Origin of the sequence: Paraburkholderia tropica, assembly GCF_014171495.1 — a bacterium.
In the GTDB taxonomy this organism is placed as follows: domain Bacteria; phylum Pseudomonadota; class Gammaproteobacteria; order Burkholderiales; family Burkholderiaceae; genus Paraburkholderia; species Paraburkholderia tropica.
The window spans coordinates 1,110,271-1,126,970 of sequence record NZ_CP049135.1 but is presented as its reverse complement, the minus strand read 5'-3'; the positions used below and the strand labels follow the sequence as shown (position 1 = coordinate 1,126,970).

Genomic DNA, 16,700 nt, shown 5'->3' with positions numbered 1-16,700 from the left:
AACTATCGTCAAGACAGGCAAGGACAGGACACCGCGATGCCGATCATCGAATCGAAGCTCAATCCACGCTCGGACGAATTCAAGGCTAACGCCGCGGCGCTCGATGCGCTGGTCGCCGATCTGCGCGAGAAGATCCAGAAGCTCTCGCTGGGCGGCGGCGCGGCGGCGCGCGACAAACACGTGTCGCGCGGCAAGCTGCTGCCGCGCGAGCGCATCGCGCAACTGCTCGATCCGGGCACGCCGTTTCTCGAACTCTCGCAGCTCGCCGCTTACGGCATGTATAACGACGATGCGCCGGGCGCGGGCGTTATCACGGGCATCGGCCGTATCGCGGGCCAGGAGTGCGTGATCGTCTGCAACGACGCAACGGTGAAGGGCGGCACCTACTATCCGGTCACGGTCAAGAAGCACGTGCGTGCGCAGGAAATCGCGCAGGAGAACCGCTTGCCGTGCGTCTATCTCGTCGATTCCGGCGGCGCGAATCTGCCGAATCAGGACGAGGTGTTTCCCGATCGCGATCACTTCGGCCGCATCTTCTACAACCAGGCGAATCTGTCCGCGCAGGGCATTCCGCAGATTGCCGTGGTGATGGGCTCGTGCACGGCAGGCGGCGCGTATGTGCCGGCCATGAGCGACGAGTCGATCATCGTGAAGAATCAAGGCACGATTTTTCTCGGCGGGCCGCCGCTCGTGAAGGCCGCGACGGGCGAAGAAGTAAGCGCGGAAGATCTCGGCGGCGGCGACGTGCATACGCGCCTGTCCGGCGTGGTCGATCATCTCGCGCAGAACGACGCGCATGCGCTCGCCATCGCGCGCTCGATCGTCGGCAATCTGAATCGCGTGAAGACGCCCTCGCTCGCGCTGAAGGAGCCGCTGCCGCCGCGCTACGACGCGCAGAGCGTGTACGGCGTGATTCCGGTCGATACGCGCAAGCCCTTCGACGTGCGCGAAGTGATCGCGCGCATCGTCGACGACTCGGCTTTCGACGAATTCAAGGCGCGCTACGGCACCACGCTCGTCACGGGCTTCGCACACATTTGGGGGCATCCGGTCGGCATCGTCGCGAACAACGGCATTCTGTTTTCGGAGTCGGCGCTCAAGGGCACGCACTTCATCGAGCTGTGCTGCCAGCGCAAGATTCCGCTCGTGTTTTTGCAGAACATCACGGGCTTCATGGTGGGACGCAAGTACGAGAACGAAGGCATCGCGCGCAACGGCGCGAAGATGGTGACGGCGGTGGCCACGGCCAAAGTGCCGAAGTTCACGGTGATCATCGGCGGCTCGTTTGGCGCGGGCAATTACGGCATGTGCGGGCGCGCGTATTCGCCGCGTTTCCTGTGGATGTGGCCCAACGCGCGCATTTCGGTGATGGGCGGCGAGCAGGCGGCGTCGGTGCTGGCGACGGTGCGTCGTGACGGTATCGAGGCGAAAGGCGGTGCATGGAGCGCGGAGGACGAAGAGGCGTTCAAGCAGCCGATTCGCGATCAGTACGAACGCCAGGGGCATCCGTATTACGCGAGCGCGCGCCTGTGGGACGACGGCGTGATCGATCCCGCCCAAACGCGCGACGTGCTTGGCCTCGGTCTTTCGGCCACGATGAATGCGCCCATCGAAGAGACGCGCTTCGGCGTGTTCCGCATGTGAGCGGCGCCACGGAGACGAAGCTATGACGATGCAATACGAAACATTGCTGGTCGATATCGCGAATCACACGGCGACCGTCACGCTGAATCGGCCCGACGTGCGCAACGCGTTCAACGAAACCATGATCGCCGAAGTGAGCGCCGCGTTCGAATCGCTCGGCGCGCGCGACGACGTGCGGGCGATCGTGCTCGCGGGCAGCGGCAAGGCTTTCTGCGCGGGCGCGGACCTGAACTGGATGCGCAAGATGGCGGGCTATTCCGATGCGGAAAACCGCGCCGATGCGATGGGCCTCGCGCGGATGCTCGCCGCCGTGTATCGCTGCCCGAAGCCGGTCATCGCGCGCGTGCAGGGCGACGCCTACGCGGGCGGCATGGGCCTCGTCTGCACGGCCGATATCGCGGTGGCCGCGGACACGGTCAACTTCTGCCTGTCCGAAGCGCGGCTCGGTCTGATGCCCGCGACCATCGCGCCTTATGTGATTCGCGCGCTGGGCGAGCAGGCATCGCGCCGTTATTTCGTCACGGCCGAGGCGTTCGATTGCGCGACCGCGCTGCGCCTCGGACTCGTGAGCGAAGCGGTGAGCGCGGCCGATCTCGACGCCACCGTGCAGCGCATCGCGCAGACGCTTTGCGCCAACAGCCCGAACGCGGTGCGCGAGTGCAAGCAACTCGTGCAGGACGTCGCGAGCAAGCCGATCGACGACGCGCTGATCGCCGACACGGCCGAGCGCATCGCCCGCATCCGCGCGAGCGACGAGGGCCGCGACGGCGTGTCGTCGTTCCTCGAAAAGCGCACGCCGCGCTGGCGCGCCTGATCGCCCTGCAAGCCCAGATATCGCGAGACCCTACATGTTCAACAAGATTCTGATCGCCAACCGGGGCGAGATTGCCTGCCGCGTCGCGGCCACCTGCCGCCGTCTCGGCGTCAAGAGCGTGGCCGTCTATTCGGATGCGGATGCGAACGCGAAACACGTGGCCGCCTGCGACGAAGCCGTGCATATCGGCGAGGCGAGCGCGGCGCAAAGCTATCTGCGTATCGAACGCATCATCGCCGCGGCGAAAGCGACGGGCGCGCAGGCGATCCATCCGGGCTACGGTTTTCTCTCCGAAAACGAAGAGTTCGGCCGAGCCTGCGAGGAAGCCGGCATCGTTTTCATCGGGCCGCCGGTGGCCGCGATTGCCGCGATGGGTTCGAAAGCCGCGGCGAAAGCGCTGATGCATGCCGCGGCGGTGCCGCTGGTGCCCGGCTATCACGGCGACGATCAGGACGCCGCGCTGCTCCAGCGCGAAGCCGACGCGATGGGTTATCCCGTGCTGCTCAAGGCGAGCGCGGGCGGCGGCGGCAAGGGCATGCGCGTGGTCGAGCGCAGCGAGGACTTCGCCGCGGCGCTCGCGTCATGCAAGCGCGAGGCCGCGAGCAGTTTCGGCAACGACCGCGTGTTGATCGAAAAGTATTTGCAGCGTCCGCGTCATGTGGAAGTGCAGGTGTTCGCCGACTCGCACGGCGGCGCGGTGTATCTGTTCGACCGCGATTGCTCGGTGCAGCGCCGCCACCAGAAGGTGCTCGAAGAAGCGCCCGCGCCCGGTCTCGCCGACGACGTGCGCCGCGCGATGGGCGAAGCCGCCGTGGCCGCCGCGCGCGCGGTCGATTACGTGGGCGCGGGCACTGTCGAATTCATCATGACGGGCGCGAACTTCTACTTCATGGAGATGAACACGCGCTTGCAGGTCGAGCATCCGGTGACGGAAATGATCACGGGCCTCGATCTCGTCGAGTGGCAGTTGCGCGTGGCGGCGGGCGAACCGCTGCCGCTCGCGCAGTCGCAACTCGCGGTGACGGGGCATGCGCTCGAAGCGCGTATTTACGCAGAGAATCCGGTGCGCGGTTTCCTGCCGTCCACGGGCACGCTCAAGCATTTGCACATGCCCGCGGGCGTCGAGTTCCGACTCGGCGATGCAGGCCAGCGCGCGAGCGTGCGCATCGACAGCGGCGTGCGCGAGGGCGACACCATCACGCCGTTCTACGATCCGATGATCGCGAAGCTGATCGCGCATGGCGCGACGCGCGCCGACGCGCTCGCCCGTATGCAGCGCGCGCTCGAGGAATGCGAGGTGGTGGGGCCGAGCACGAATGTCGAGTTTCTGCATCGGCTCGTGACGTGCGAACCGTTCGCGAACGCCGACCTCGACACGGGCCTGATCGAGCGTCATCACGACGCGTTGTTTGCGCCGCGCGACAGACCGTTGCGCGAAGCGCTCGCGCTGGCGAGCGCGGCACTGATCGGGCGCGAGGGCGGCGGCGTGAACACGGCGTCGCCGTGGCAGGCGCTCGCGCATTGGCGGCTCAACAGCGGCTTCACGCAAACCTTCAAGTGGCGCGACCTCGAACGCGATACGCCGATCGAAGTCGCGTTCGCACACGACGGCGGCGTGCAGACGCTGGCCTGCGCCGCAAGCGACGAGCGCTTTACGTGGTGGCGCGGCGCAAGTGCGAATGAATACGGCGTGACGATCGGCGATACGCGCGTGACGGGCCGCGTGTTTATCGACGGCGACGTGTTTCATGTGTTCTGTCTGGGCGCGGCGCTGTCGTTCGAATGGCAGAACCTGCTCGCGCATGCGGCGGACGCCGAGCACGGCGAAGGGCGTCTCACCGCGCCGATGCCGGGCAAGGTCATCGCGGTGCTGGTCGAGCCGGGCGCGGTGGTCGAGAAGGGCGCGCCGCTCATCGTCATGGAGGCGATGAAGATGGAGCACACGATCGGCGCACCCGCTGCGGGCAAGGTCACCGAGGTGCTCTACGGCGTGGGCGATCAGGTCGCGGACGGCGCGCAGTTGCTGATGCTCGAAACCGAATGACGCGATTGCGGTAATCGGCACGAGACATGGTTTGACGCGTGAGAGCGTGTGACCCTGGGGCGTTTCGCGAAAGCGGAACGCCTTCTTTTTGCCTTGTTTCAGGCAGTATTCTTCGGCACCGGCGGCGCGAATCGCAGCGCCACCGCAATGCGATTCCAGGCGTTGATGTTCGCGATGGCCGCAGTCAGAAACGCCATCTGCATGCCGGGGAACTGCTGCGCCACTTCCGCGTAGAGCGCATCGCTCACGCCTTCGTGCAGATGCGAAACCAGCGCTTCCGTATAGGCGAGCGCCGCACGCTCGCGCGCCGTGTAGTGCTCGGGCGCTTCATGCCAGGCCGCGAGCAGATCGAGCTTCGTGCGCGTGAGCGGCTCGCCGGGCAGCGCGCGTGCGATATTGAGGTGATATTGAATGCAGAACGCGCAACCGTTGATTTGCGAGGCGCGAATCTTCAGCAATTCGGTGAGCGCCTTTTCGAGGCCGGAGGCGTCGACGGCCTTGCTCATCGTGACGAGTCCGGCCACCACCGACTGGGCTTCGTGGGCGAACGTGTCATAGCTGATGCGGGTGGACGTGCTGGACATGACTGGACCTCGCGCAAGTTGGCGGTTAATATCAGAGCACGAACATCATATTCGAACTCTGATATCATGCGCAAGACGACGAAACGGTCCGAAAAAATCGGGGCTGAAAGCGCGGCATCCGGCAACGCCGGGATTCCCGCGCCAGGCGAAGGCAAGCGCGGCGAGGCCGGTTATCTGGGCTATCTGCTGCGCCAGGCCGGCGCGGCGCACCGTTTGCGCATGGAGCGCGCGCTGACCGATCTCGGCATCACGCCGCCGCAATTCGTGGTGTTGACGATGCTCGTGGCTTATCCGGGCATTTCCGGCGCGGATCTCGCGCGCCTCGCGGCGCTCACGCCGCAGACCGTGAGTGTGATCGTCGGCAATCTGGAGCGCGATGGCGCGATCGAGCGGCGTCCGCATCCGGTGCACGGGCGCATTCAGCAGATCGGCGTGACCGAGGCGGGGCTCGCGTTGCTCAAGCAATGTCGCACGCGCGTGAAGAAGCTCGAAGCGCAGATGATCGAGGGCTTTTCGGCGGGCGAGGAACAGGTGATCCGCCGCTGGCTCGCGAGCCTTGCGCGCGAGGGCGAGGCCGGCGGATTACAGGCGTTGTCGTGAACGTTATCGTGAAGGTGATTGCGGCCGTTACTGCGGACGCGCGATGGCGCACGCGTGATCGAGCAGACCTTCGGCGCTGCCCGAGCCGTTGTCCACATCGAGCCCGCTGTTGACGACGAGCCAGCCGTCGCGCGCCGTATCGGGACCCGCGCCCGTCACGAGAATCGTTTGCGCGCTCATGCTTTGTTTCGCGTCCAGATCGCGCTCGACCACGCGGAACGGATTGCTGCGATCGGCGAGACTCGTCACGCGCGTGATGCGATAGCGCTTGCCGTCGAGCATCGCCCAGCGCCACGCGCCGGCTGCGTCGTGTCGATAAGGCGCGAGCGCGTCGGCGATATCGGCGCGCATGCAGTCGACGTGAATGTGCAGCTGATTCTGCGAACGCCGTTCCGTTGCATTGATTTCGAGGCCGAGTTGCGTCGGCGCCAGCGTCGTTTTCAGCTTCGCGTTGACGTAGCGCGTCGCGTCCCAGGCGCCTACCCAGTATTCCGGCGAGCCGCCGTAGAGTATCTCCGGACTCTCGATGCCCGAGACGCGATCGGTCGGAATCAGCAGATATTGCGCGCGTCCGTTGATGTCCTTGAGCACCGCGTAGCGCTTCTGGAAGTCGACCGTCGTGCACGGACCCGGCTCGCCCTTGTCGCGTGCGTTGGGCACGCATTGTTCGCCGACCACTTTCCAGAGTCCGTTCGGGTCGAAGGTCGACAGCCGCACGCAGCCCGTGACGGCGAAGGCGGCGATCAGCGCACTGGAGAACGCGGCGGAGAGCGCCGCGATGCGTGAGCGGCGACGAGCGGCGAGAGCGGGAACGTGAGGCATCGGCGCAAAAGGGCGTAGTGGATCGATTCGAGTTCGATCGTGGACGGGCCGCGCGACTGGCTGCGTCGAGTCTGCTTCGCTGCGCGCGGGCTGGCCTTGCTGCGGGGAGTGTAGCGGAAGCGTGTGTCGGGCGTGTGCGCGGATGCGTGTGTCGATTTAATCGCCCTCGCGAAACAACCCATAAAAACACGGCATAAAACGCAGCGGCCCGCCGAATCGCTCCGGCGGGCCGCTATTTCATCGACATTCACAGTGCCTGCGCACCGCTCATTTACGCGGCGGATGAAACGTCACAGTTTGCTCCGCAGGCGCGTCGGACGGCCCGCAGGTGCCACAGGTGCCGCAGCCGTCGCCACAATCGCCCGTCGCGCCTTTCGGCTGGATCCAGCGTCCCACGCGTTGCGCGAAGGCGCCGCGTTGCGGCCGCAACAGCGGCGCGGCCGCGCCCGCCTGCACGCGTGAAGCGGTCTTCGGCGCGAGCTTGCGCAGCGCCTGCCAGAGGCTCGCGGCGACGAGCAGGGCGATCACGGCATATTGAATCAGCAGATTCGCGCTCACAGGAAATACCTCGCGACTTGATACGTGACGAACGATGCCGCGTACGCGACCACGAACATGTAGCCGAACGACACCACCACGGCGCGCCACGAACGCGTCTCGCGGCGGATCACGGCGAGCGTCGACATGCATTGCGGCGCGAAGGCGAACCACACCATCAGCGACAGCGCGCTCGCCACCGAGAAATTCTGCGCGAGCGTATGGCCGAGCGCGGCGACGTCGCTGTCGCCGCCTGCCACGGCATAGACCGTCGCGAGCGCGGCCACGGCGGTTTCGCGCGCGGCGAACGCGGGAATCAGCGCGAGGCTCATCTGCCAGTTGAAACCGAGCGGCGCGAACGGCCACTCCAGCGCGCGGCCGAGATAGCCCGCGATCGTGTAGTCGATGGCGGGGCCGGTCGCGCCCGCGGGCGGCGAGGGGAACGTGGAGACGAACCACATGATCACGGTCAGCGCGAGAATGATGCCGGTCAGGCGCTTCAGGAAGATCGTGCAGCGTTCCCACAGGCCGATCGCCACGTCGCGCGCGCGCGGAATGCGATACGACGGCAGTTCCATCAGCAGCGCGTGTTCGGTGCGGTCGCGGCGCAGATGCTTCATCACCCAGCCCACCGCCATCGCGCCCACGATGCCCGCCACGTAGAGCGCGAACAGCACGAGCCCCTGCAGGTTGAACAGGCCGAACACCATGCGGTGCGGAATGAACGCGCTGATCAGCAGCGCGTAGACGGGCAGACGCGCGGAACAGGTCATGAGCGGCGCGACGAGAATGGTCGCGAGCCGGTCGCGCGGATCGGAGATGCTGCGCGTGCCCATCACGCCCGGAATCGCGCACGCGAAACTCGAGAGCAGCGGAATGAACGAGCGCCCCGTGAGACCGACCGACACCATCATGCGGTCGAGCAGGAAGGCCGCGCGCGGCAGATAACCCGACTCCTCCAGCACGAGGATGAAGAAGAACAGCACGAGAATTTCGGGCAGAAAGCCGAGCACGGTGCCGAGGCCGGTGAGCAGACCGTCTGTGAGCAGGCTGCGCAGCGGGCCGTCGGGCAGCCACGCGCCCGCGATGCCGCCGAGCCAGTCGAAGCCGTCGCCGATCGAATCGGTCAGCGGCTTGCCGAGCCCATAGACCGCCTGGAAAACGAGGAACATCACCACCGCGAGAATCAGCGGGCCGAATAGCGGATGCAGCGCGACGCTGTCGATGGCGTCGTCGCGCGCGTCGGTGGCGCGCGGCATCGTCACGGCGTCGGCGAGAATGCGGCGCACGGCGACGTGCAGATCGGCGTCCTGTGCGATGTCGGCGGTTGCCGCTTGCGACGGCGCGGCGTCGTCCGCGTTCACGCGTTCGAGCAGATCGACGAGCGACTGCGCGCCGTTGCGCTGCACGGCCACCGTTTCGACCACCGGCATGCCGAGCGCCTGCGAGAGCTTCGCCACGTCCACGACGATGCCGCGTCGCTTCGCGGCATCCATCATGTTGAGCGCGAGCACAACCGGGCGGCCCATGCGCTTCACTTCGAGCACGAAGCGCAGATGCAGACGCAGATTGGTCGCGTCGGCCACGCAGACGACCAGTTGCGGAATCGCCTCGCCCGGATAGCGGCCCATCAGCACGTCGTGCGTGACGCGCTCGTCGGGGCTCGCGGAATCGAAGCTGTACGCGCCGGGCAGATCGAGCAGTTGCACCTTGCGGCCCGACGGCGTGACGAAGCGGCCTTCCTTGCGCTCGACCGTCACGCCCGCGTAGTTCGCGACTTTCTGGCGCGCGCCGGTAAGCAGATTGAACAGCGCGGTCTTGCCGCAATTCGGGTTGCCGACGAGCGCGATGCGCAGCGGCGTGGCGTTCGTCGTGCTCATGCAGCGGCTCCGGCTTGGGTGTAGGTGGCGTCGATCGCTTCGATCTGGATGGTCACGCGTTCGGCTTCGGCGCGGCGCAGCGCGAAGCGCGTCGAGCCGATCTGCACGAGCAGCGGGTCGGCGCTCCAGGGCGCGCGTGCGACCACGCGCACGGGCTCGCCAGGCACGAAGCCCAGATCGCGCAGACGTTGGGCGATGGGGTCCGGCGCGGAGGCGTCTTCTACGCGCGCGACAAAGGCGCTTGCGCCTTTTGAAAGGTCGGTCAGACGCATGGGGAAGCTTTCTATATTGAAATGAGAACTGTTCTCATTGTAGCGGCGATGCGCTTTGCGTGCGGCGGCGTGCGTCAGATTGCGGCGTTGCAATGTGAGCGGGAGACGCTGTGCAGGGGTTTAGCCGAGGTCTGGCCGATCTGGTGCGCCAATTTGTCGCACCAATAGTCGGCGCAGGCCGCGCCGACGCCACTTACGACTGACGGCGCACGGCCGAAAAGGCGTAAGCGTAGCGGAAGTCGAGCGAAAGAAAACTGGGCCGTCGTGCTCAGAGGGCGGGCGCGGGCAGGCTGCCGAGAATCCGCTCGAAGGCGAGACCGATGGCGAGCAGGCGGCGGTCGCTGCCTGCCGGTCCGTCGAGTTCGAGGCCGACCGGCAGCGGCCCGTTGTCACCTTCGACGAGACCCGACGGCAGCGCGAGCCCCGGAATGCCCGCGTTGCTCGCGGGATCGGTGTTGCGCAGATAGGCCTCCATCTCGTCGATGGGCGGGCCGCCGTCGATCGACACGCGCGACGAGCCGTTCAGTTCGTCGAGCGGCACGGCGGCGAGGCGCGTGGTCGGGAACAGCAGCGCGTCGAGCCCCTTCGCGGAGAAGGTCTGCGCGTAGCGCTGCTGCAGGCGCGGACGCCACACGGTCATCGCGGTCTGATAGTCGCTGCCGCGCGCGTCGGCGAGGATCGCATCGTAGGCCTCGCGCACATCGGGGCTGGCGATGCGCGCCGCCACCTCGGCCACGCTGCGCGCCGGCGCGTGATTGGCCGCGAGCCACGCCTGCAGATCGTCGATGGGTTCGTGCAGCGCGATCGCGAGGCTCACGCGGTCGTTGAGCGCGAAGATGTCGCCCATGTCGATCGGCACGAGCGTCACGCCCGCCGCCGCGAGCTTCGCGAGCGCCGCGCGCGAGACTGTTTCGGTGGCCGCTTCGAGGCCTTCCCAGAACGGCGCGGGCAAGCCGATGCGCAGATTCGCGACGGCCGCTTCCGCGAGCGGGCCGTGACCGGTGATTACGCCGTCGAGCAGCGCCACGTCGGCGACCGTGCGCGCCATCGGGCCCACGGTGTCGCGCGTATGGCTGATCGGCACGACGGCTTGCGGATCGTGATAACGGCGCTGCGTGCCGCCGTCGCCCACGCTCGGACGCAGGCCGACGATGCCGCAGAGCGCGGCCGGAATGCGCGTGGAGCCGCCGGTATCGGTGCCGAGTCCCGCGGGCACGATGCGCGCCGCGATGGCGGCGGACGTGCCGCCCGACGAGCCGCCGGGAATTCGTTCGGGATCCCAGGGATTGCGCACGGGGCCCGCATGCGGCGCGAGATTCGTGCTGGTGATGCCGAACGCCAGCTCGTGCATGTTGGCCTTGCCGAGCACGATCGCGCCCGCATCGACGAGACGCTGCACCGACGGCGCGTGGCGCGCGGGCACGAACCCTTCGAGCGCGGGCGTGCCCGCCGAGGTTTGCAGTCCGCGCGTGTTGATGTTGTCCTTCACCACCACGGGCAGGCCCGCGAGCGGCAGATGCGCGCGTTCCGCGGCGCCGAGCGTGTCGATGCGCTGCGCCGCCGCGAGCGCGCCTTCCACGTCGAGCGTGGTCAGCGCGTTGAGATTTTGGAGCGCCTGCGCACGCGCAATCAGCGTGGCGACGTAATCGGCGGCTTTGAGCCGGCCCGCGCGGATCGCGTCGACGGCCTGCGTCGCGGTCAATTCGAGCTGCTGGTCGACAGTCCAGGTCATGCAGTCTCCTCCTTGTGCGGCGCGGCGGGCGCGCGCAATCATGCGCAATCGCGCAATCGCGCAATCGCGCAATCGCGCAATCGCGCAAACCGTGCGCGCCGGTGCGGACGTCTTCGCCTAGCGCTTCATGAAGCGCAGCGCGAGCCGCGCGAGCGCGGGCACGAGCGTCGGACGCAACAGGCGCGGATCGTAGCCGCTCATGCGGTCGGTGTCTTCCTTCAGGCACAGTTCGATCATTTCGCGCGGCTTGAGCGCGTCGCCGAGCACCTCGCGGTTCGCGGGCAGGAAGTTCGAGTCGTGCGCCACGCCGTCGGCGTCGATGCCGCGCGCGATCGCCACGCGGTCCCATATCAGTTTGATCCAGATTGCGCCGACGCGCAGCGAGTGCCACGGACGGCGCCACCACGGCATGGTCTTGCGATACCACGCGACCCAGTTCACGAAGAACAGGATGTGGCGCGCTTCTTCCTGGATCACCGGCTCGAAGGTCTCGACCAGTTCCGCCGGAAAGAAGCCCGAACGCTGCGCCGAGCGGAACAGGCCGAAGGCGAAGAAGCTGTCGATGCACTCGCTGTAGCCCGTGAACATCCACGCCCATTCGGCGTCTTTCGGCGGCGCGTAATGCGGTTCGGGCGCGAGTTCGATGCCGTAGGCCTGCACCAGATGCGAGAGCACGACCTTGTGGCGCGCTTCCTCGTCGCCGTCCATTTCGATGGCTTCGCGCAGCAGCGGTTCGGTCACGGTCGCGGCGTAGGTTTTCACGCGGATCGACGCGCGGCCTTCGGTCTGCACGGCGATATCCCAGATCGGCAGCGACGTCAGGCGGCGCAGCGCATCGGCTTCGAGCTTCGGCCAGTCGAGCACGGCGGGACGGTACGGATCGTGGGTGTCGAGCAACATCCGGCAGAACATCTTGCGATGTTCGTCCGATCCGATCTTGATGGGCCCTGGCGTGTCGTGAGTCCAGCGACGCAGCGCGGCGTCCTGGTCGGTGAGGTGATCGCCGCCTACCTCTGGATGCGTCAGGGTTTCGGACATGGATACAGTAAAAATGACAGTGATATGACTCCTATTCTGTCACATTCGTAAGAAATCCTGCCTTGGCGCGCGCAGGCCGGAACCGGCTGGCGACGACCGTAGATGGTCGCTTCAAGCGTGCTTCATTCGTCGTTCATTCGGGCCGGATCAGGCGCAGCGGCGCTGTTCGTCGATCCACATGCGCGCCCATCGGCACGCGTAGGCGAGCGCGTGGCGCTCGTCGAAAAAGTAATCGAGCGCGTCGAACGAGCGGTGCGCGCGCGGGCGCGTGCTCGGCAGCGTGCCGATCGTCAGATTGGCGGCGTACAGGCCGTTCGGAAGCCGCTGCGCACTGGGCGCGACTTCGTAGCCTTTGTAGCGAAGGGTTGCGTGCATGGCCACTGAATCCTGTCGATGCTTGCGTAAACAGGCCCAAGCGTAGTGACACCCCTGCGCGGGCGGAACCAATCATTCGTCGCAAGCAAATCACGTCCGGCCTGCAACGATCAGCAGCGGGAACTGCATGAGGATTCGCGCAGAGCGGGTTCGCGTATGCGGCTTCAATGTGCGGTCGCCACAATGCGCCGTCTGTGGGATGACCGACGCAATGCGCGTGCATACGTGCGCTGGCGCGCACAGCGCGCGGCGAGTCCGGCGGGGGAGATTGGAGCGGGAAGCGTCCACGCGCGGCGCGGACGCTTCAGACAGTCGGCGGAGCGTGGTCAGACGCTCCGCCGGTCAGCCGTTCAGACGGCGACGCTCAGGCGGTCTTCGTTGCGTGCGGGCTGGGTCGACGAACTCGATCCGGCGGCGGCGGCGAGGGCCGCACCGGTCTGCGACGCCGTGTGGCGCGAATTGAACGCGAGCGCGAATTGCGCGGCCTGCTGGCCGACCGTCGAGAGCTGATCGACGACCTTCGGGTCCGAGCATTCGTGCGCGCTTTCGAAGCGCGTTTCGAGCGTGTTGATGCCCGCGCCGAACGGCGTCGGCCAGCCGCGCAGCGCGTGCACGATCGAGCGCAGCGAGGTCAGCACCGAACCGGCGGCCTGCCAGCCGTAGGCGGTCACGATGCAGCCGACCGCGCGGCCGTCGAGATACGGACGCGCGTCGCCGCGCAGTTCTTCGAGCGTATCGAGCGCGTTCTTCACGAGGCCGGACACGCCGCCGTGATAGCCGGGCGTCGCGATGATCACGGCGTCGGCGGCGCGCACGGCTTCGATCAGCTGGAGCTGGGCGTCGGTGCGCGTCGGGCTTTCGGGCGCGTAGTGCGGCAGGCTGTGCAGGAAGGTGCCGTCGAACAGTTGCGTGCGGGCGCCGGCGGCTTCCGCGCCGCGCAGCGCGAAGGCCAGCGCGCGCTCGGTCGACGACGCGGCGCGCGTCGTGCCGCCAATGCCGACCACGAGCGGACGGTGTCTGGAATCGGAAGTGCTCAAGGGGTGCTCCTCGAAATGGCGATGGGCGGGCGTGCGAAGCATGACGGCGCGCGGCAACGCGGGTCATTCGCCGGGTGCCTGATGCCCGATGCTGGGGCGGCTTAAATCAGGCCGGAACAGTCATCTTAGTGAGCGCGCCGCGCGGCGCGAAACGACTTTTTGTTCTAACCATATGCCGTCGCGGCGGGTTCGCACCTGGGGTACGCGCGCGATATGCATATGCGAAAGCATTGGTTGGGACGCGAGCGGGTCATCGGTACGATGAAACCGTCTCCTCCATGACATCTCCTTGACATGGGATTCGGCCCCGCACCGCAAGGTGGCGGGGCCGCTTTTTTTGCGTCCAGGAAATGAGGCGGCGCGGGTGGCTTCGCGGGTGGCTTTTACTGCGGCGCGCGCGAAGCGGCGGAGGATTGCGCGGCGGACGGCGTGGCGGCCTGCATCGACGGACGCGCGACCTGCACCGTGGGCAGCGCCATCAGCGGGCTTTGCGCGCGACGCGCGGACACCGCGTAGCCAACTTGCAGCACGTTGCCGTCGGGGCCGATCTGCGGCGGAATGGCGGGCAGCGTGCCCGGTTCCGGCTTCGTGAGCATGGGCGTGGAGCCCGGCAGCACGGGTACGGTGGGCGCGGAGGCGCGCAGCGCCGGTTCGGCGACCTTGCGCGTGCCGAGGCGGTCGTTATTGGCGAGCTTGTGCTTCGCGCCGTGATGCCCGTGCCCTTTCTTGTCGGTCGTCGTGGGATGCGCCCCGGGCGTGCGGGCCTCGGGCGGATTCCAGATCTCGATGTAGTGTTCCCCAGCGAGCGCGGTGGATGCGAGGGCGCACAACAAGCTCCCCGTCAAGATGAATCGCACGTCGTGATCTCCGTTTTGATGAACTGCCCCGCCGACCGCACCGGCCCGCAAAGCGCGGGCTGGCGGGCACGCCCGAAGGCGGCGGTGCCCGGTACGGCAACCGGGCGGCACGGATGGCCGGCTGCACGCACTGTACATTCGTACAGCGGTGAATGCAAACGTTTGAGGCAAATGCGCGCGTCGCTGTTGCGCGGATACGCCGAGCGCGCGGGCGCGGCGGTGCAAGGTATTTTTTCGCGATTTTTGGGTGCGTTTGCGCCGCCGGGCCAGGCAGAGAGATCAGGCTGCGTCGAGCGCGCCCGGTCCGTGGATGCCGAGCCATCGCCCATAACTGCGCGGCGAGAACGCGAGCGTGAGCACGATCATCGCGGTGATGGAGACGGCGAGCATGACCCACGCGGCCGTGAAGCTGCCGCTCAGGTCGCGCACGCGTCCGGCCACGAGCGGCGCGAGCGCGGCGATCACGAAGCCGAGCCCCTGCACGAACGCGACGAGGCGAGCCGCGATGCGGTGATCGCCCGAATGATCGAGCGCGGTGACGAGCGTGACGGAGAAGGTGCCGCCGAGGCCCGCGCCCGCCGCCGCGACCCACAGCAGCGGCGCGGCCTCGGGCCAGGCCGCGAGACCGGCCACGCCGATCCACTGTGCACAGAGCCCGGCGATCAGCCAGGGACGGCGGTCGGTGAAACGGGCGGCCGCGAGCGGCAGCAGCAGCGCGCTGGCGGCCTGGAAGACCGTCATGGCGGCGAGCAGCGAGCCGCTTGCCTCGACGCTTGCGCCATGCTGCTGGTAATACGCGGGCAGCCACGCGACGAGGCTCGTATAGCCGCCGTTGACGAGGCCGAAATGCAGCCCGAGCGTCCATGCGCGGCGCTTGCGCCAGACCGGCACGTGGGCGTGGTTTTGCGTGCTTGCGTGCGCCGCCGCTTGCGCGCGGTTCGCCCCTTTGCCGCGATTGATTCCGAGCCACAGGCCGAGCGCCGCCACGGCGGGCAGCGCCCAGATCGCGAGTGCGCCGTGCCACGACGCGCCCGCGCGTGCGACGAGCGGGCTGAGGCTCGCGCCGAGGCCGCCGCCGCCCATGATCGACGCGGAAAAGAGGCCCATCGCGAGCGGCACGCGGTGCGCGAAACGCTGCTTCATGACGGCGGGCAGCAGCGCCTGGATGGCCGCGACGCCCGCGCCCGCCGCCACGGCGGTGAGCATGAGCGCGACGCCCGACGCCGCGACCGCGCGCGCCCCGACTGCCGCCGCAATCGCGACGAGGCCGAGCGCCACGCCGCGCGTTTCGCCGAGCCGGCGCGCGAGCCAGCCGGTGCCGAACGCGCCGAGTCCCATCGCCACCACGGGCAGGCTCGTGAGCAGCGAGGCGCCCGAGAACGACAGCGCGGTGTCGTGCCGGATCGTCGCCATGAGGGGGCTGATCGACGTGAGCAAGGGCCGCAGATTCAGGCCGATCGCGACGATGGTCGCGTACCAGACGAGGGCGGCTTTTCCGTCGGCGTGGGGCGGCGAGGCGCGGGAAGGGTCCTGGCGAAGTGACATGCGGTCAACCTTATCTGCTATATTTGGTTGACCATTATACAGATTGATTGTCAACAATCTGATCTTCCCGGCTATCCCGGGTATCACGCAACGGCCATGCGCCGCCTGGTTTCGTCCGGGGGCGCGCGTCGCTACAATGCGGCCTGATCCTGTCCGCAAGTCAAATCGCACCCACGCTCATGGCATCCCGAACCCGCTCGATCACGCCGCCCCTCCCGCCCCAGACCGACGACGAATCCGACGACGTCGAAGCCCTCGTCTACGCGTCGATCAATTCGGCGCTGCTGCAAGGCAAGCTCTCGCCGGGCCAGCAGCTCGTCGAGCGCGAGCTCGCGGCGGCGTTCGGCTGCACGCGCGGCGCGCTGCGCAAGGTGCTCGCGCGGCTGGGCTACGAAGGCAAGCTCGTGATGGAACCGAATCGCGGGGCGTTCGTGCCGTCGCCGTCCGAGGACGATATTCGCGCGGCGTTTCGCGCGCGGCAGGTGGTGGAGGCGGGCGTGGTGACGAGCCTGTGCGGCGCGCTCGATGCGCGTGCGCGCCGCGCGCTTGCCGCCCACGTGCGCAGCGAAAAGAAGGCGCTGCGCGACGGCCGCGTGGACGAAGCGGTGCGCCTCGCGGGCCAGTTTCATCTGGTGCTGACGGAGATCGCGGGCGGCACGGCACTGGTAGCCGCGCTGGCGCAGCTCGTCGCGAAGACGGAGCTGTACAAGGCGCTGTTCGATCCGAACAAGGCCACCACCTGCGCGCCCGACGAGCACGCGCAGATCATCGCCGCGCTCGAAGCGGGCGAGCGCGACGCTGCGCTCGCGACCATGCGCGAGCATCTGGCGGAAATCGAGGCGCGGGTGGTGAAGCAGGCGCGTGCGCGCGCGGGCCTCGACCTGAAGGCAGTGTTCGCCGGGCTGGCTCCGTAGCGGCC

Annotated in this window: 16 protein-coding genes; 5 read left to right on the top strand and 11 right to left on the bottom strand. The window is 67.6% G+C overall.

The genetic code is table 11. From position 1 onward, the window contains the following. The first annotated feature begins 36 nt into the window (after window positions 1-36). From G5S35_RS19850 to G5S35_RS19840, 3 genes are read left to right on the top strand one after another with little or no spacing between them, the layout of a single operon-like run. Window positions 37-1,644, top strand: coding sequence for a carboxyl transferase domain-containing protein (locus tag G5S35_RS19850; RefSeq protein ID WP_074981308.1), 1,608 nt, complete (start codon window positions 37-39; stop codon window positions 1,642-1,644). Window positions 1,645-1,672: 28 nt separating this feature from the next. After that, a complete protein-coding gene (locus G5S35_RS19845; RefSeq protein WP_183039461.1) occupies window positions 1,673-2,458 on the top strand; it encodes an enoyl-CoA hydratase/isomerase family protein in 786 nt (261 codons plus the stop codon). A 34-nt stretch (window positions 2,459-2,492) separates the two neighbouring features. After that, window positions 2,493-4,502, top strand: a complete 2,010-nt coding sequence (locus G5S35_RS19840) for an acetyl/propionyl/methylcrotonyl-CoA carboxylase subunit alpha (RefSeq protein WP_183038895.1) — start codon at window positions 2,493-2,495, stop codon at window positions 4,500-4,502. Window positions 4,503-4,600: 98 nt separating this feature from the next. Here the strand turns inward: G5S35_RS19840 and G5S35_RS19835 are convergent, their stop codons facing one another. Beyond that, a complete protein-coding gene (locus G5S35_RS19835; RefSeq protein WP_065057680.1) occupies window positions 4,601-5,086 on the bottom strand; it encodes a carboxymuconolactone decarboxylase family protein in 486 nt (161 codons plus the stop codon). Window positions 5,087-5,152: 66 nt separating this feature from the next. Between G5S35_RS19835 and G5S35_RS19830 the strand changes: the two genes are divergently transcribed. Continuing rightward, a complete protein-coding gene (locus G5S35_RS19830; RefSeq protein WP_110325958.1) occupies window positions 5,153-5,686 on the top strand; it encodes a MarR family winged helix-turn-helix transcriptional regulator in 534 nt (177 codons plus the stop codon). Window positions 5,687-5,713: 27 nt separating this feature from the next. On the opposite strand, the gene G5S35_RS19825 is transcribed toward G5S35_RS19830, so the two are convergent. From G5S35_RS19825 to G5S35_RS19780, 10 genes are all read right to left on the bottom strand, one after another. Continuing rightward, window positions 5,714-6,508 carry a CDP-diacylglycerol diphosphatase gene (locus G5S35_RS19825; protein ID WP_183038894.1) on the bottom strand — a complete coding sequence of 265 codons (795 nt, stop codon included), beginning with the start codon at window positions 6,506-6,508 and terminating at the stop codon, window positions 5,714-5,716. A gap of 267 nt (window positions 6,509-6,775) precedes the next feature. Continuing rightward, on the bottom strand, window positions 6,776-7,066 hold the full coding sequence (locus G5S35_RS19820) for a DUF6587 family protein (protein WP_065057682.1): 291 nt from the start codon (window positions 7,064-7,066) through the stop codon (window positions 6,776-6,778). Continuing rightward, window positions 7,063-8,925: a ferrous iron transporter B gene (gene feoB, locus G5S35_RS19815; protein WP_183038893.1), complete on the bottom strand. Its 1,863-nt coding sequence runs from the start codon at window positions 8,923-8,925 to the stop codon at window positions 7,063-7,065. Before feoB ends, G5S35_RS19820 begins: the two co-directional genes overlap by 4 nt. Continuing rightward, a complete protein-coding gene (locus tag G5S35_RS19810; RefSeq protein ID WP_110325964.1) occupies window positions 8,922-9,197 on the bottom strand; it encodes a FeoA family protein in 276 nt (91 codons plus the stop codon). The genes feoB and G5S35_RS19810 overlap by 4 nt, the downstream gene beginning before the upstream one ends. A gap of 268 nt (window positions 9,198-9,465) precedes the next feature. After that, on the bottom strand, window positions 9,466-10,929 hold the full coding sequence (iaaH, locus tag G5S35_RS19805; protein ID WP_065057685.1) for an indoleacetamide hydrolase: 1,464 nt from the start codon (window positions 10,927-10,929) through the stop codon (window positions 9,466-9,468). A gap of 117 nt (window positions 10,930-11,046) precedes the next feature. After that, window positions 11,047-11,967, bottom strand: a complete 921-nt coding sequence (locus tag G5S35_RS19800; RefSeq protein ID WP_183038892.1) for a ferritin-like domain-containing protein — start codon at window positions 11,965-11,967, stop codon at window positions 11,047-11,049. Window positions 11,968-12,114: 147 nt separating this feature from the next. After that, window positions 12,115-12,342, bottom strand: coding sequence for a transcriptional regulator (locus G5S35_RS19795; RefSeq protein ID WP_065057687.1), 228 nt, complete (start codon window positions 12,340-12,342; stop codon window positions 12,115-12,117). Window positions 12,343-12,692: 350 nt separating this feature from the next. Further along, window positions 12,693-13,421 carry an NADPH-dependent FMN reductase gene (locus G5S35_RS19790; protein ID WP_420874527.1) on the bottom strand — a complete coding sequence of 243 codons (729 nt, stop codon included), beginning with the start codon at window positions 13,419-13,421 and terminating at the stop codon, window positions 12,693-12,695. A gap of 341 nt (window positions 13,422-13,762) precedes the next feature. Further along, window positions 13,763-14,236 (bottom strand): hypothetical protein, encoded by a 474-nt coding sequence (locus G5S35_RS19785; RefSeq protein WP_124263377.1) that lies wholly within the window; start codon window positions 14,234-14,236, stop codon window positions 13,763-13,765. A 279-nt stretch (window positions 14,237-14,515) separates the two neighbouring features. After that, the gene (locus tag G5S35_RS19780; RefSeq protein WP_183038890.1) at window positions 14,516-15,781 is read right to left on the bottom strand and encodes a cyanate transporter; all 1,266 of its coding nucleotides are present in this window, start codon (window positions 15,779-15,781) and stop codon (window positions 14,516-14,518) included. 179 nt (window positions 15,782-15,960) lie between these two features. Here G5S35_RS19780 and G5S35_RS19775 point away from each other — a divergent pair, with 179 nt between their 5' ends. After that, complete coding sequence (locus G5S35_RS19775; protein WP_110325973.1) at window positions 15,961-16,695, top strand: GntR family transcriptional regulator; 735 nt, start codon at window positions 15,961-15,963, stop codon at window positions 16,693-16,695. Window positions 16,696-16,700: the final 5 nt, after the last annotated feature.

What these genes read in the sequence shown, in the direction of transcription:
- G5S35_RS19850 (WP_074981308.1), top strand. Translation starts at nt 37, where the DNA reads ATGCCGATCATCGAATCGAAGCTCAATCCACGCTCGGACGAATTCAAG.
- G5S35_RS19845 (WP_183039461.1), top strand. Translation starts at nt 1,673, where the DNA reads ATGCAATACGAAACATTGCTGGTCGATATCGCGAATCACACGGCGACC.
- G5S35_RS19840 (WP_183038895.1), top strand. Translation starts at nt 2,493, where the DNA reads ATGTTCAACAAGATTCTGATCGCCAACCGGGGCGAGATTGCCTGCCGC.
- G5S35_RS19835 (WP_065057680.1), bottom strand. Translation starts at nt 5,086, where the DNA reads ATGTCCAGCACGTCCACCCGCATCAGCTATGACACGTTCGCCCACGAA.
- G5S35_RS19830 (WP_110325958.1), top strand. Translation starts at nt 5,153, where the DNA reads ATGCGCAAGACGACGAAACGGTCCGAAAAAATCGGGGCTGAAAGCGCG.
- G5S35_RS19825 (WP_183038894.1), bottom strand. Translation starts at nt 6,508, where the DNA reads ATGCCTCACGTTCCCGCTCTCGCCGCTCGTCGCCGCTCACGCATCGCG.
- feoB (WP_183038893.1), bottom strand. Translation starts at nt 8,925, where the DNA reads ATGAGCACGACGAACGCCACGCCGCTGCGCATCGCGCTCGTCGGCAAC.
- G5S35_RS19810 (WP_110325964.1), bottom strand. Translation starts at nt 9,197, where the DNA reads ATGCGTCTGACCGACCTTTCAAAAGGCGCAAGCGCCTTTGTCGCGCGC.
- iaaH (WP_065057685.1), bottom strand. Translation starts at nt 10,929, where the DNA reads ATGACCTGGACTGTCGACCAGCAGCTCGAATTGACCGCGACGCAGGCC.
- G5S35_RS19800 (WP_183038892.1), bottom strand. Translation starts at nt 11,967, where the DNA reads ATGTCCGAAACCCTGACGCATCCAGAGGTAGGCGGCGATCACCTCACC.
- G5S35_RS19795 (WP_065057687.1), bottom strand. Translation starts at nt 12,342, where the DNA reads ATGCACGCAACCCTTCGCTACAAAGGCTACGAAGTCGCGCCCAGTGCG.
- G5S35_RS19790 (WP_420874527.1), bottom strand. Translation starts at nt 13,421, where the DNA reads ATGCTTCGCACGCCCGCCCATCGCCATTTCGAGGAGCACCCCTTGAGC.
- G5S35_RS19780 (WP_183038890.1), bottom strand. Translation starts at nt 15,781, where the DNA reads ATGTCACTTCGCCAGGACCCTTCCCGCGCCTCGCCGCCCCACGCCGAC.
- G5S35_RS19775 (WP_110325973.1), top strand. Translation starts at nt 15,961, where the DNA reads ATGGCATCCCGAACCCGCTCGATCACGCCGCCCCTCCCGCCCCAGACC.